The organism is Kribbella solani, assembly GCF_014205295.1.
Classification (GTDB): Bacteria; Actinomycetota; Actinomycetes; order Propionibacteriales; family Kribbellaceae; genus Kribbella; species Kribbella solani.
In genome coordinates this window covers 3,865,350-3,878,264 of sequence record NZ_JACHNF010000001.1, presented here as the reverse complement: position 1 = coordinate 3,878,264, position 12,915 = coordinate 3,865,350, and the positions used below count along the sequence as shown (strand labels likewise).

Genomic DNA, 12,915 nt, shown 5'->3' with positions numbered 1-12,915 from the left:
CCACCACCCGACCCCATCTCACGCCCACCCGCCCACCGTTGGACTTATCCACTGGTGTGGTGGGTTCTCCACTCGTATACCAGTGGAGAACCCTCCACACGGGTGGATATCCACCCGTGTGGAGGGCTGGTGTCAGTGGAGGGTGTTGATTGCGGCGGCTACCTGTTCTGGGCTGGAGATGGGGGTGAGGTGGTTGGCGTTGGGGATCAGGGTCGGGGGTGGGGCGCCGATTCGGGTGGCGGTTTCGGTGGGGTTGCCGCCGTTGGTGTCCAGATCGCCGAAGACCACCGACTTCGGCAGCGGCAGTTCACGTAGCTTCGCCAGCCGGTCCGGGGCGACCGCTGGAATCCCGTTCGCGGTCATCTCCCACAGCGCCTTCTCGGCCCCGGGCTGCCGGAACGGGCGGGTCCACTCGTCGACGTTCATCGGCGGACAACCCGGCATGCACACGCTGTTGTAGATCTTCTTCAGCAGCCACCCCTGATCAAGCACCAACCGGAACAGCGACGTCCGGTACGGCGGGATGATCAGCCAGCGCGGCGGCCCGGCGTTCCCGCCCGGGAGCGGCAGCCCGTCGCCGTCCAGGAACATGATCCCGCCCATCCGGCTCGGCGCCTCCAGCGTCGCCTCGGCCGCGACCCCGGCACCGAGTGAATGCCCGACCAGGATCGGTTTCGGCTGTCCCGTCCCGCCAAGGTGCATCGCGTCCAGGAACCCGAGCAACTGCCCGGCGAGTTCCTCGATCGTGTACGGCGCCTTCCGCTCGGAGTACCCGTACCCGGTGAGGTCGTACGCGTACACGCGATGGTTCTTCGCGAGCAGCGGCACCAACCGGGACCAGGTGTCGACGGATTCCGCCGCCCCGTGAACAAGGACGACGGGCGTGCCCGCCGTACCCCAACTCTGGTACCTGGTGTCGATCCCGCCGGCCTCGACGAACTTCAGCCCGGGCGGCGGCGCGGCGTCCCCGTTGGTGGCGAGGTTGTAGCCGAAAGACGCCAGCGTGACCACCAGCCACAGCGCCAGGATCCCCACCAGCACCCGCCGCAAGAACCGTTTCACGCCCCCAAGTGTGACCAACCGCTACAACTGCAGGATGCGGTGGGCCTCGGTCAGTACGGCGGGGGAGGCGAGCGACTGCCAGCGCGGGATCTGATCGCGGAGGAACGCGCGGAGTTCGTCGGCCCGGTCCGCGTCGTGGTCGAGGACGTCGAGTTCGTTGACGATGCTGAGATCGACGAAGTCGCGGAGCTCCGCGTTGCCGAGCTCCTCCGAGGTGCCGGTGAACCGGTCGGTGACGGTGCGGTGCTCGGCGAGGTCGCGCCAGGTGGTCTCCCGGTCGCAGGCGCCGTACCGGTAGACGATCAGCTCGGCGTCGGTCCCGATCACCGATTCCAGCACCGGACGCTCGGTCCGCCAGTCGAACAAGTGCGTCGGGTACCCGTCGGTCCCGTGCGCGGCGTGCGCCAGCCCGGCCAGGATCAGTGTGTCCGACGCAGCCAGCGAACCGAGCCGTTTCGCGACCCGGTGCAGATGGACGTACAGACTTCCGCCCGCATGATCTAGCTCGTCGGCGCCGCGCACCATCAGCAGCGAACCCAAGTCCTGGAAAGTGCTCATCTGACCCCTTCTCGACGCGGAGCGGTCAGGGCCCTCGGACCGGCCCAGGTCACCCACGGTAAGGCCAACCCACTACGCCCGCCCAGACCTGCGGCGTGCCGTCTCGGTCACATCCCGTTCATTCCCGGTTCACCGGGTCAGGACTCCACCGGAGCGGACCCCGGAGTACGCCCTGATTCCGGCGCGAAACGGTTCCCGGCGACGGCGGGCCGCGCGACGATTAAGCCATGAGCAACACCGCAGCCCGCTGGACCCTCGTCGCCGCTCTCGCCACGACCACCCTGCTCACCGTCACGGTCACCACCGCGCTCGGCTCGGCCGGGCACGCGCCCGAGCCGGCCCCGAACGGGGTCCGGCAGGCGGTCGTGACTACGGACAAGCAGTAGTTTCCAACGGTCAATTGGTTGCCGCGGGCAAGAGCGTACGGCGGGTCTGATCGAGGAGCAGGTGCAGCATCGGGTTCGCGGAATGCCGCGGCCAGATCAGTGCGAGCGTGTTCGGTTCCGCGTCGACCAAGGGCAGCCAGGTCAGCCGCGGATGCGCGAAGTACGTGACGGTGGACGCCGGCGCGATCCAGCAGCCGTGGCCGGCAGCTACCAGGTGCAGGCACTCCTCGGGCGTCCGCGCCTGCGGCCCGAGGACCGCGCGACTGCCGTCCGGGCGCGGGTCGATGAACCAGAAGTCGACCACCGCGCGGGGCATCCCGTCCCGAGGGCCAACCACGGGTACGCCGGCCAGGTCCGCGATCCGTAGCTCGGTCCGTGACTCGAGCGGATGTCCCGGTGGGAGCGCAACCCAACGCTCCTCGTCGAGCAGCGGGTGCACGGTGAACCGAGGATCGTCGCCGATCGGCAGCCAGAGGAACGCGGCATCCGCCCGGCCCTCGACCAGCGCATCGAGCTCGTCCGGGAGCGTATGCGCGGCGATCGGCCGGATCTCCGCCTCCGGCGCCTCGAGCCGCATCGCCGCCTCGACCGCGGGCATGAAGTGCGCCGTGCTCTGCGCCTTGAACACGACCCGCACCGGCTCCGGCCGGCCCGTCGCGGTCAGCCGCGCCTCGGTCACCATCACCCGCGCGGCAGAGAGCAGCGCCGAACCTTGCTTGCGTACGACCTCGCCGGCCGGGGTCAGCTCGATTCCCGTGGAGCGCCGCTCGACCAGGGGCGTACCGATCACGCGCTCGAGCTGACGGATCTGACCACTGACTGCTTGCTGGGTCAGGTTCAGAACTCCGGCGGCCCGGGTCATGCTGCCCTCCGCCGCCACGGCCTCCAGCGCCTGCAGCAGCCGCAAGCTCAGGTCCACGCGTCCATCGTGCCACAACGATTGCTTGTACCCCCGCCAGCAAGTTTCTGTTTCCGCTCCGGCGAGTACAGGAAGAGCCTGGGGAGAGACAGCTGGACGCGCTGGACGAGGGAGAGAGCAAGGATGAGTGGAACCATGCGGGCGGCTCAGGTTCAGCAGGCGGGTGGTCCGTTCGTGGTGACCGACGTGCCGATCCCGGAACCGGGGCCAGGCCAGGTACGGATCCGGGTGCACGCCTGCGGGATCTGCGGCGGTGATGCGATCCCGCGGAACGCGCTGCTCGGCACGGTGCTGCCGCGGATTCCCGGGCATGAGATCGCCGGAGTCGTGGACGCGGTCGGTGCCGGCGTGACGGTCTGGGAGGTCGGGCAGCGGGTCGGAGTGGGCTGGTCCGGGGGAGTGGATTTCACCTGTGAGTTCTGCCGGCGCGGCGACTTCACGAACTGCGTGAACCGGAAGATCGTCGGCACTTCGTACGACGGTGGGTATGCCGAGTACGTGGTCGTGCCGCAGGATGCGGTGGCACGGATACCGGTCGGGTTGTCGTTCGAGGAGGCGGCGCCGTTGATGTGTGGTGGGATCACCGCGTTCAACGCGCTGCGGCACGCGCAGGCCGGGCCGGGAGACACGGTCGCGGTTCAAGGGGTCGGCGGGGTCGGGCACCTGGCGATTCAGTTCGCGGACAAGCTCGGGTTCCGGACCGTGGCGATCAATCGCGGGCGGGCGAAGGAGAAGCTTGCACGGCAGCTCGGGGCGGATGAGTACATCGACAGTACGGACGGCGACGCGGGCGCGGCGTTGAAGGCGCTTGGCGGCGCGGCCGTGGTGCTCGCGACGGTGTCTCGGGCCGAGCTGCAGTCGGAGCTGGTGAAGGGACTGCGGCCGAACGGTCAGCTGATCGTGCTGGAAGGTGGCGACCCGATCGAGGTCACCGGGCATGCGCTGACCGATGGGCGGTTGTCGGTGTCCGGCTGGTACTCCGGGGTGGCGCAGGACTCCGAGGACACACTGAACTTCGCCGTCCTGAAGAACATCCGCCCGATCATCGAGACGTACCCGCTGGAACAAGCCGAAACAGCCTGGCAGAACCAGCCAACCGCCAACCTCCGCCTGGTCCTCACAACCCAGCCGAAGTAAGCCCTCAGCCCCAGCGAGCCCAACCGAAGCAAGCCCTGCCGGAGCAAGCATCAGGCAAGGTACTCAGGGCCCGTCCGCAGCCACCTCACACGGTTGCGGACGGGCCCTGCACTGACCACCCGTGGCCGATCAGGGAAGTTGACCGGCCACGGGACGTCGGGGGTGTTTTCAGTCGAGCTCGGCGAGCGCGGCGCGGGCCGCCTCGAGCTCGGCTTCCAGGGCGGCGACCTTGGCGGCCTGCTGGGAGCGGGCCTCCTCGATCACCTCGTCGATCGGGGTGGACAGGTCCTCGTGCAGTTCCTTGGCCGCCCGGGACACGGCCGCCGCGGCAACCGCGAGATCACGAGCCAGGAACGTGCTGCCCTGCTTGAGCTCGGCGCGCCACTCACCGTCGGCGGTCCCGGTGACGGTCAGCGTGAGCTCGATCGTCTTCGACTTCTTCGCGGCCGCCTTCTTGGCCGGTGCCTTCTTCGGCTTCGGCGCCAGGCCTCCCTCAGGCTGCACGCCGTCGGGCTGCGCGGCCTCGACCGGCTCAGGGGTGCTGACCGGGGCGGCCGCCGACAGGTTCGCCGAATCGGGAGTGTCGGCCAGGTCGGACGGCGCTTCTACTGCCAGAGTGTCTACAGTCATCGTTGCGGCGATCTCCTTCGGGACTGGCGCTTGATGTCTATTAGAACACATGTTCGATTGGCACGCCAACCAGCCTGCGCAGGAAGCGATCCACCTGCACCTCCAGCGGCGGCAGCTCGGCTTCCGGCTCGTTGATCCGGATCGAGACCGCGCCGTGCACTGCTGACCGTAGGTCGAGCGCAACGGCTGCCGCGTCGTCCATTGGCACGAGCCCCGCGTCCATGCACGCCTGGACCGCCGCGACCGCGCGGACCGCCAGTTCCGCTTTGAAGACCAGCTGCATGCGCCGGTTCAGCGTGCTCTCGTGCAGCACCTTGTAGAGGCCGGCGTACTCGCGCGTCCAGCTGCCGAGGAAGAGCAGCCGCGCGCGGAGTCGCCGGACCGGATCGGCGCCGCCCTGGGCTTCGGCCGCTTCCAGGTCGCGCAGGAGGTCGGCGGTGCACTGCTCGAGCGCCGCGAAGACGAGAGCGTCGCGATCGGCGAAGTGGATGTACACCGAGGTGGCCGCGATCCCGACCTCGCGCGCGACTGCCCGCAGCGAGAGCGCCTCGTCGTCGCCGAGCTCGTTCAGCATCCGCAGCGCCGCGTCGATGATCTCGCGCCGCAGCAGCTCACCCTGCCCGCGCCGGTTCCGGCTCCGTGTCGTCCCTGCGTCCATGCCGCCGATTGTATTGCAACGCTCGTTGCCTTACATTCGTAGCACTACACCTGTTCACTTAAGGATGAGGATGACGCAGACGGACCTGACGCCGCAGGTGGAGCGGCGATGGTGGGCGCTCGGAGCGGTGGCGACGGCGCAGTTGATGGTGGGGATCGACCTGACGATCGTGAACATCGCGCTGCCGTCGATGCAGACGGATCTGGGTATGCCGGATTCGTCGCGGCAATGGGTGATCACACTCTTCGCCCTCGGGTACGGCGGGTTGCTGCTGCTCGGTGGGCGGATGAGTGACCTGATCGGGCGGCGCCGGGCGCTCCTGGTCGGGCTGACCGGATTCGCGCTGGCCTCGGCGCTGGGTGGTGCAGCGACCGGTGGAGCCATGCTGCTCACTGGACGAGCACTGCAAGGCGTCTTCGGCGCACTACTGACTCCAGCGGTACTGGCAACGCTCGCTGCCTCGTTCCCGTCGCCTGCCGAGCGGGGCAAGGCGTTCGGGATCTACGGCGCTGTCATGGGCAGTGCGTCCGGGCTGGGCATCCTGGCCGGCGGCGTGCTCACGGAATACCTGGACTGGCGCTGGGCCATGTACGTCAATCTCCCGATCGCGGCACTGGCGGCGGCAGGCGTCCTGTTCGCCGTACCTCCGGTAGAGCGCACCAGCGGCGTACGGATCGACGTACTAGGCGCACTCCTTGCCACCACCGGCCTGATGGCGGTGGTGTTCGGATTCGGCCGCGCGGAGTCGGACGGGTGGAGTGCACCGGCGACGTACGCGTCTTTGGCTGCCGGCGTGGTTCTACTAGTCACGTTCTTGGCGGTGCAGGCCCGCGTAGCGTCCCCACTGCTTCCGCTGCGCGTGGTGAGGGACCGTAAGCGAGGCGGGTCGTACCTGGCGGTGTTCAGCCTGGCTATCGGCATGTTCGCCGCCCTGTTCTTCCTGACTTTCTACCTGCAGACAGTCCGGCACTACTCACCGATCAAGGCCGGTCTGAGCTTCTTGCCGCTGACGGTCGGCCTGATGGTCGGAGTACGTGCAGTAAGCCGACTGCTGGCCAGAGCGAGCGTCCGCTCGCTCATCTGCCCTGGACTGCTGACCATCGCGGCCGGTCTCGCCCTGCTCGGCCTGCTACGCCCAGAGTCCAACTACTGGCTGCAGGTCATGCCGGTGTTCCTGCTGGTCGGCCTGGGCGCCGGATGGGTGCTGGTTACCGCCAACAGCACTGCCACGCTCGGCGCCGGGCCCGACAGTGCGGTGGCCGGCGCCATGGTGATGACGTCCCAGCAGGTCGGTGCCTCACTGGGTACGGCGCTGCTCAGCACAGTCGCCGGGACAGTAGCCGCGCACTCCGACGCCGTCCACGGGTTCAACGTGGCAGGCGTCGGAGCGGCGAGCTTCCTGGTTGTTGCGGCGTTCGTCGTCTACTGGGTGCTCTCGGACCGGTCGCCCGACCACTCCAGGTGATAGCTGCCGTCACGGTCGACCCGCCGGTACGTGTGCGCGCCGAACAGGTCCCGCAGCCCCTGGATCAGTGCTGCGGGCAGCCGCTCCGCCCGTAGCCCGTCGTAGTACGACAGCGCCGCCGAGAAGCCCGGAGCCGGTACGCCGACGGTCGCCGCTGTCGCTACTACCCGGCGCCAGGCCTCCTGCCCACTCGCGACGGCGTCTCGGAAGTAGTCGTCGACGAGCAGCGACGGCAGGTCGGCGTTCCGGTCGTACGCCTCCTTGATCCGGTCCAGGAACCGCGCCCGGATGATGCAGCCGCCGCGCCAGATCGTCGCCATCGCGCCGAGGTCGATGTTCCAGCCGTACTCCTCGCTGGCCGCCCGGATCGCGTCGAACCCCTGCGCGTACGCGACCAGCTTCGACGAGTACAGCGCGTGCCGGACGTCCTCGATGAACGCGTCCCGATCGACGTCGGCCTTCGGCGAAGCCGGTCCGGGCAGTACGCCGGCCGCGGCCTCCCGGCGGACCACGTCGCCGGACAGCGACCGCGCGAACACGGCCTCGGCCATCCCGCTGACCGGAATGCCCAGGTCGAGCGCGGACTGTACGGTCCACCGGCCGGTGCCCTTCTGCTCGGCCTGGTCGAGCACGATGTCCACGAACGGCCCGCCGGCGGTCGGGTCGGTCTGGCTGAGCACCTCGGCGGTGATCTCGATCAGGAACGACTCCAGGTCGCCGGTGTTCCAGTCCCGGAACACGTCCGCCAGCTCGGCCGGCGACAGGTCGAGGACGTGGCGCAGCAGGTCGTACGCCTCCGCGATCAGTTGCATGTCCGCGTACTCGATGCCGTTGTGCAGCATCTTCACGAAGTGCCCGGCGCCGTCCGGCCCGACGTGTACGCAGCACGGCTCGCCGTTCACGTGCGCCGAGATCTTGGTCAGCATCGGCTCCAGCGCGGCGTACGACTCGGGTGATCCGCCCGGCATGATGCTCGGGCCGTTCAGCGCGCCCTCTTCGCCACCGGAGACGCCGGACCCGACGAAGTGCAGGCCCTGGTCGCGGAGCGCGGCCTCGCGGCGCCGGGTGTCGGCGAAGTGCGCGTTGCCGGCGTCGACGACGATGTCACCCTTGTCGAGCAGCGGCACCAGCTCGTCGATGACCGCGTCGGTCGGGGCGCCGGCCTTGACCATGATGATCACCTTGCGCGGCTGCTCCAGTGACTCGACGAAGCCGGCCAGGTCCGTCGACGGGACGAAGGTGCCCTCGGAGCCGAACTCCGCGACCAGCGCGTCGGTACGCGCCTGGGACCGGTTGTGCAGGGCCACACTGAACCCGTTGCGCGCCAGGTTCCGGGCCAGGTTGCGGCCCATCACCGCGAGGCCGGTGACACCGATCTGGGCTTTCTCAGAGCTCATCGCAATCTCCTGCAATCTCAAAGTAGGTGTGCGGGCCAAGTCTCCCGCGCCCGGCAACCGGGCCGTGCCCCGGGCCGACCCGTGGACGGCGCGAAGTCGGACCGCCTCAGCCCTTCTCAACCGGGCCGGATCGATGGTAGACATCTCAGAAATCGATTTCCCGCCATCACGGAGAAAGGCCGCCCATGCTCCGTCGTGCCGTCGTTCTACTCGTCTGTTCGGTCTTGCTGCTGACCGGTTCGGCCGCAGCATCAGCCGGCCCACCGGTAACCGGGAACGACAACGGTCCGGTCGGCTGGGACGTCTACCGGAACCTGGACCGCCTGCCCGAGCTCCAGACCGGCGTACGCACCAAGCAGTTCTCCAGCTTCGGCCGCGACGGCACCAACAACGACGGCTTCGAAGGCACGTACTCCTGCCTGCGGACCACCGCCGCCGGCTGTGTGATCGCGGAGGACTCCGGTCCCGGCGAGGTCGCCTCGATCTGGTTCACCCGGGACGAGGGCAACGTCAGCAAGACCGGGACGATCACGGTCGAGCTGGACGGCAAGCAGGTCCTGCACGGCTCGCTGCAGGACATCGTCGACGGCAAAATCGGCGCGCCGTTCAGTTATCCGCTGGTCGCCAACGGCGTACAGACCAGTGGCGGCGTCTACATTCGCGTACCCATGCCGTACCGCTCCTCGATGCGGATCACCACGCAGACGAACCCGTACTTCTATCACGTCGGCTACCGCCAGTTCCCGGACGCGAACGGCATCAAGACCTTCGATCCGCGTGACCAGGCCGAGGATGTACTCGCGCTGCTGAATGCGGCCGGAACCAAGGATCCCAAGCCGGTACAGCCGAACGCGCGCACCACCAGTACGCCGCTGAACCTTGCCCCGGGCAAGCAGGTCAAGCTGGCCGACGTGTCCGGCCCGGGTGAGCTCAGCGCGCTCCGGCTGAAGCTGCCGGAGATCGTCGGCCTGGATCTGAAGAGCATTGCCGACGACGGCCGCGCCTTCGTCGGTGGCAGCTCGTTCACGGTCAAGATCGACCCGGCCAGCACCGGCGTGACGCTGACCCGGCGGATGGACCTGCGGATCGGCAACCAGCGGGCGAAGATCCTGGTCGACGGCGCACCGGCCGGCGAGTGGGCGCCACTCAAGGCGCAGGGCGCGCAGTGGCACGACCAGTCCGTCGAGCTGCCCGCGGCGTTGACCGCAGGCAAGTCGCAGATCACCGTGACCAATCAGTTCGTGTCATCGGACCTCGACTTCAACGAGTTCGCGTACTGGGCCGGCTCGACCGTCGGCGGGCAGCTCAAGCGCACCGACACCCTCGATGTCGGGCCGAACCACCTCGCCGACGAGCAGGCGCACGGCTACACGATCACCAAGCAGAACTGGAGCGGCGAGCACGCGATGACGTACGCCGCGACCGACGCGGACGCCGCCCGGGTGAAGCCGTCCGACACGTTGTTGGCCGGAGTTCGGGTCCAGGTGACGATCGACGGCCAGAAGCGGGTCGACGCACCACTCGGCGAGTTCTTCGGCTCCGGTCTCGGCGAGAACCCGGTGCACTCGCTGTTCTTCGCGATGGACCCCGACGGCTGGTACTCGTCCTGGTGGCCGATGCCGTACGTTGGCCGCGCCACCGTTATGTTGGTCAACCCCACGTCGTACGCGCTGAAAGGACAGGCTGAGGTGACCGCGGCGCGGGACGGTCGCGTGGCCGCCGAGCTGGCGACCGGGAAGACGGGCTACTTCACCGCGATCTCGAAACGCGGTGAGACGACGCAGGGCAGTGACTGGAACTTCGCCGACGTCACCGGCCGGGGCAAGTTCGTTGGCGTCTCCCAGACGATGGAGGGACTGCTTGCCGACGGCAACACCCGGGGCTACCTCGAGGGCGACGAACGGGTGTACGCCGATGGTGAGCGGACGCCCGCGATCCACGGCACCGGTACCGAGGACTACTACGAGTCCGGCTGGTACTTCAACGCCGGCACCTACTCGACGCCGTTCCACGGCAACTCGGCGCACGAGGTCCGGGCCGGGTTCTGTACGAACGAATGTGATGGCGCGTGGCGGCTGCACATCACCGACTCGGTCGGGTTCGAGAACCAGCTGAACTTCGGGATCGAGCACGGTCAGCAAGACGACCACCCGGCGATCTACGGGTCGACCGCGTTCCTCTACACGGCAGCGAAGTTCGGTGCCCGCGAGACCGACCGGATCGACACCGGATCGGCTGTCAGTCGCGCGCGGCACGGGTTCGCCGATGGTGGTACGCAGGCGGATCTGAGCGCCGTGTACGAAGGTGATCACGATGACATCACCCTGGCCGACCAGGTCCGTTCGAGCACCCAGCCGGTCAAGTTCAGCGTCAAGATCGATCCCGCCAACCGTGGCGTGACCTTGCGGCGTACGAGCGATCAGAACGCAGCCGGACAATCGGCCACGGTCGTTGTCAACGGCAAGGTTGCCGGGACTTGGTTGCAGCCGCTCGGCAACACCCATCAACGCTGGCTGGACGACAACTACCAGTTGCCTTCGGCCATCACTTTCGGCAGGACCCGGCTGGACATCGAGCTCCGGCCGACCGGTTCGGCGGCGTGGACAGCTTCGGCGTACGTAGTGCAGTCGCTGACCATCCCGTACCCGGACCGCAAGGCGCCCGGCGCGGTCGCCGGCGTGAACGCGGCAGGGCGTACGGACAACGCGATCAACGTGACCTGGAACGATGTCAGCGACGACAGCGGGATCGCGTACTACAACGTGTACGGTGCGAAGGACGGCGGCGCGGAGAAGCTGCTCGGAACCACGCCACTGCCCGGTTTCCTGCATCGCAACCTCGGTCTGCATGAGGCGTGGACGTACCGAATCGCCGCAGTGGACCTGGCCGGTCATCTCGGCGCGAAGTCGGCCACGGTCCAGGCGACGACCGGCAGTACGCTCCGGATCGAGGGCGAGTCGATGTTGCCGCCGGTGTCGTCTACGGTCGCGGTCGATGCGCAGGGCAACTGTTGTGGCGTGAGCTGGTCCGGCGGCGCGCAGGCGTGGATTCATGGCTCGAAAGCAGGTGACAAGACAGTCCTGAAGTTCGCCGTGCCGACCACCGGGTCGTACAAGCTGTCGACGGTTCTCACCAAGGCGGCTGACTACGGCATCGTCAACGTACAGATCGACAACGGCACCCCGGTGGCCTTCGACGGCTATCAGCCGGCCGGCGTCGGTACGCAACAGGTCGACTTCGGGACCTCACAACTCACCGCGGGCGACCACCAACTGACCATCACGCTGACCGGCAAGAACGCCGCGGCCACCGGGTACCTGGTCGGCCTCGACGTACTCAACCTCAACCTGAACTCCTGACCGGCGTGATGCGATGCCAGGTTCGAGGGCCGGACTTGAGAGTTAGTGGGGTCGTCAAGGAGACCGGGGTGGCGGGGTCGGTCAGGCGTTCGCCGTTGAGCGTTACGGCGCCCTGGCGGAGGAGCCGGCGGAGGTTGGAGTTGCTCTCGGTCGGGCGGGCCGCTTGGAGCAGGTCGAGGATCGTGGCCCGCTCGGCCGCGTACGTGACGGCTGGAATGTTCGCCGGTTCGCCGTGATCGGTGAAGGTGTGGCGGAAGCTGTCGAGTTCGGCTTTCGCCACGCCGGCACCGTGGTAGCGGGTGACGACCGCGGCGGCCAGCCGGAGCTTGGCGTCGCGGGCCGCGCGGCCACCACCGGCGGCGGCCAGGGCGGCGACGGTCGGGAGCGGGAGCTCGGTGTAGACCCGGGCGTACGCCTCCACGAGTTCGTCGGGGATGCTCATCAACTTGCCGAACTTGTCCCGCGGGCTGTCGGTCAGCCCGATGTAGTTGTTCAGCGACTTCGACTGCTTCGCCCGGCCGTCGATCCCCGGGGTGATGGTCGTGGTCAGTACGACCTGCGGCGGCGACCCCAGCCGCTGCTGGAACACCCGTCCGAGCTGCTCGTTGAACAGCTGATCCGACCCCACGATCGTCAGATCGCTCCGCATCGCGAAACTGTCGTACGCCTGCAGCACCGGGTACACCAGTTCGTGGACGCCGATCTCGCGCCCGGCCGCGACGCGTTCCCGGAACATGTCGCGGCTCATCAGCTGTGCCTGCGTGACCTGCCCGAAGAGCCCGAGCAGTTCGGCGATGGACATCGCGTCGTACCACTCCGAGTTGCGGCGTACTTCGAACACGTCCGGATCGGTGCGCAGTACCAGCGAGACCTGCTCCAGGAACGACGCGGCGTTGGCATCGATCTGTTCGGGCGTGAGCACCGGCCGGGTCTCGGAGCGCCCGGTCGGATCACCCACGCGGGTGGTGAGATCACCCAGCAGGAACACGACCCGATGCCCGAGGTCCTGCAGCTGGCGCATCATCCACAGGTTGACCGCGTGCCCGAGGTGCAGGTCCGGCGCGGTGCAGTCGACGCCGTACTTGATCCGCAGCTGCCTCCCGCTCGCCAGGCGTTCGCGCAGGTCGTCCGCGCCGACGATGGTGTCGGTGGTACGCCGTAATCGCTCGATCACGGAATTCATGGGTCTCCTCTCGGCAAGGAGGCACCACCGATCGCCCAGTGCCTCCGGACACGGAAAAGGCAGGAACCGAACGGTTCCTGCCTTGAGGCTCTGGGTGCAGCTGGTGCGGGTACTACCGAGCGCCGGCTCCTCCCAGAGCCGGTCGATACGCCACACGCTGC

The 12,915-nt window shown here is 68.1% G+C and carries 11 protein-coding genes; 4 read left to right on the top strand and 7 right to left on the bottom strand.

Going from position 1 to position 12,915, the window contains the following annotated elements; genetic code table 11:
* Window positions 1–132: 132 nt before the first annotated feature.
* Together HDA44_RS17560 and HDA44_RS17555 are read right to left on the bottom strand one after the other, a co-directional pair.
* Window positions 133–1,062, bottom strand: coding sequence for an alpha/beta fold hydrolase (locus tag HDA44_RS17560; RefSeq protein ID WP_184835739.1), 930 nt, complete (start codon window positions 1,060–1,062; stop codon window positions 133–135).
* A 21-nt stretch (window positions 1,063–1,083) separates the two neighbouring features.
* Entirely contained in the window at window positions 1,084–1,620 is a 537-nt protein-coding gene (locus HDA44_RS17555; RefSeq protein WP_184835737.1) for a DUF6817 domain-containing protein, read from the bottom strand.
* Window positions 1,621–1,847: 227 nt separating this feature from the next.
* Here HDA44_RS17555 and HDA44_RS17550 point away from each other — a divergent pair, with 227 nt between their 5' ends.
* Window positions 1,848–2,006: a hypothetical protein gene (locus HDA44_RS17550; RefSeq protein WP_184835735.1), complete on the top strand. Its 159-nt coding sequence runs from the start codon at window positions 1,848–1,850 to the stop codon at window positions 2,004–2,006.
* 10 nt (window positions 2,007–2,016) lie between these two features.
* On the opposite strand, the gene HDA44_RS17545 is transcribed toward HDA44_RS17550, so the two are convergent.
* Window positions 2,017–2,925 (bottom strand): LysR substrate-binding domain-containing protein, encoded by a 909-nt coding sequence (locus tag HDA44_RS17545; protein ID WP_184835733.1) that lies wholly within the window; start codon window positions 2,923–2,925, stop codon window positions 2,017–2,019.
* 123 nt (window positions 2,926–3,048) lie between these two features.
* Between HDA44_RS17545 and HDA44_RS17540 the strand changes: the two genes are divergently transcribed.
* The gene (locus HDA44_RS17540; protein WP_184835731.1) at window positions 3,049–4,062 is read left to right on the top strand and encodes an alcohol dehydrogenase catalytic domain-containing protein; all 1,014 of its coding nucleotides are present in this window, start codon (window positions 3,049–3,051) and stop codon (window positions 4,060–4,062) included.
* Window positions 4,063–4,230: 168 nt separating this feature from the next.
* On the opposite strand, the gene HDA44_RS17535 is transcribed toward HDA44_RS17540, so the two are convergent.
* Together HDA44_RS17535 and HDA44_RS17530 are read right to left on the bottom strand one after the other, a co-directional pair.
* Window positions 4,231–4,692, bottom strand: a complete 462-nt coding sequence (locus HDA44_RS17535) for a DUF6319 family protein (protein WP_184835729.1) — start codon at window positions 4,690–4,692, stop codon at window positions 4,231–4,233.
* Window positions 4,693–4,732: 40 nt separating this feature from the next.
* Complete coding sequence (locus tag HDA44_RS17530) at window positions 4,733–5,350, bottom strand: TetR/AcrR family transcriptional regulator (RefSeq protein ID WP_184835727.1); 618 nt, start codon at window positions 5,348–5,350, stop codon at window positions 4,733–4,735.
* Window positions 5,351–5,420: 70 nt separating this feature from the next.
* Between HDA44_RS17530 and HDA44_RS17525 the strand changes: the two genes are divergently transcribed.
* A complete protein-coding gene (locus tag HDA44_RS17525; protein WP_184835725.1) occupies window positions 5,421–6,815 on the top strand; it encodes an MFS transporter in 1,395 nt (464 codons plus the stop codon).
* Here HDA44_RS17525 and gndA read toward each other — a convergent pair.
* Window positions 6,773–8,212 (bottom strand): NADP-dependent phosphogluconate dehydrogenase, encoded by a 1,440-nt coding sequence (gndA, locus tag HDA44_RS17520; protein ID WP_184835723.1) that lies wholly within the window; start codon window positions 8,210–8,212, stop codon window positions 6,773–6,775. The two genes, HDA44_RS17525 and gndA, sit on opposite strands and share 43 nt — an antisense overlap.
* A 185-nt stretch (window positions 8,213–8,397) precedes the next feature.
* On the opposite strand from gndA, the gene HDA44_RS17515 reads away from it, so the two are divergent.
* Window positions 8,398–11,571 (top strand): DUF2961 domain-containing protein, encoded by a 3,174-nt coding sequence (locus HDA44_RS17515; protein WP_184835721.1) that lies wholly within the window; start codon window positions 8,398–8,400, stop codon window positions 11,569–11,571.
* Here the strand turns inward: HDA44_RS17515 and tyrS are convergent.
* A complete protein-coding gene (tyrS, locus tag HDA44_RS17510) occupies window positions 11,555–12,754 on the bottom strand; it encodes a tyrosine--tRNA ligase (RefSeq protein WP_184835719.1) in 1,200 nt (399 codons plus the stop codon). The two genes, HDA44_RS17515 and tyrS, sit on opposite strands and share 17 nt — an antisense overlap.
* Window positions 12,755–12,915: the final 161 nt, after the last annotated feature.

Excerpts from the sequence above, each read along its gene's own strand:
- HDA44_RS17530 (WP_184835727.1), bottom strand. The coding sequence starts at position 5,350 with ATGGACGCAGGGACGACACGGAGCCGGAACCGGCGCGGGCAGGGTGAG.
- HDA44_RS17540 (WP_184835731.1), top strand. The coding sequence starts at position 3,049 with ATGAGTGGAACCATGCGGGCGGCTCAGGTTCAGCAGGCGGGTGGTCCG.
- HDA44_RS17525 (WP_184835725.1), top strand. The coding sequence starts at position 5,421 with ATGACGCAGACGGACCTGACGCCGCAGGTGGAGCGGCGATGGTGGGCG.
- tyrS (WP_184835719.1), bottom strand. The coding sequence starts at position 12,754 with ATGAATTCCGTGATCGAGCGATTACGGCGTACCACCGACACCATCGTC.
- HDA44_RS17550 (WP_184835735.1), top strand. The coding sequence starts at position 1,848 with ATGAGCAACACCGCAGCCCGCTGGACCCTCGTCGCCGCTCTCGCCACG.
- gndA (WP_184835723.1), bottom strand. The coding sequence starts at position 8,212 with ATGAGCTCTGAGAAAGCCCAGATCGGTGTCACCGGCCTCGCGGTGATG.
- HDA44_RS17555 (WP_184835737.1), bottom strand. The coding sequence starts at position 1,620 with ATGAGCACTTTCCAGGACTTGGGTTCGCTGCTGATGGTGCGCGGCGCC.
- HDA44_RS17535 (WP_184835729.1), bottom strand. The coding sequence starts at position 4,692 with ATGACTGTAGACACTCTGGCAGTAGAAGCGCCGTCCGACCTGGCCGAC.
- HDA44_RS17515 (WP_184835721.1), top strand. The coding sequence starts at position 8,398 with ATGCTCCGTCGTGCCGTCGTTCTACTCGTCTGTTCGGTCTTGCTGCTG.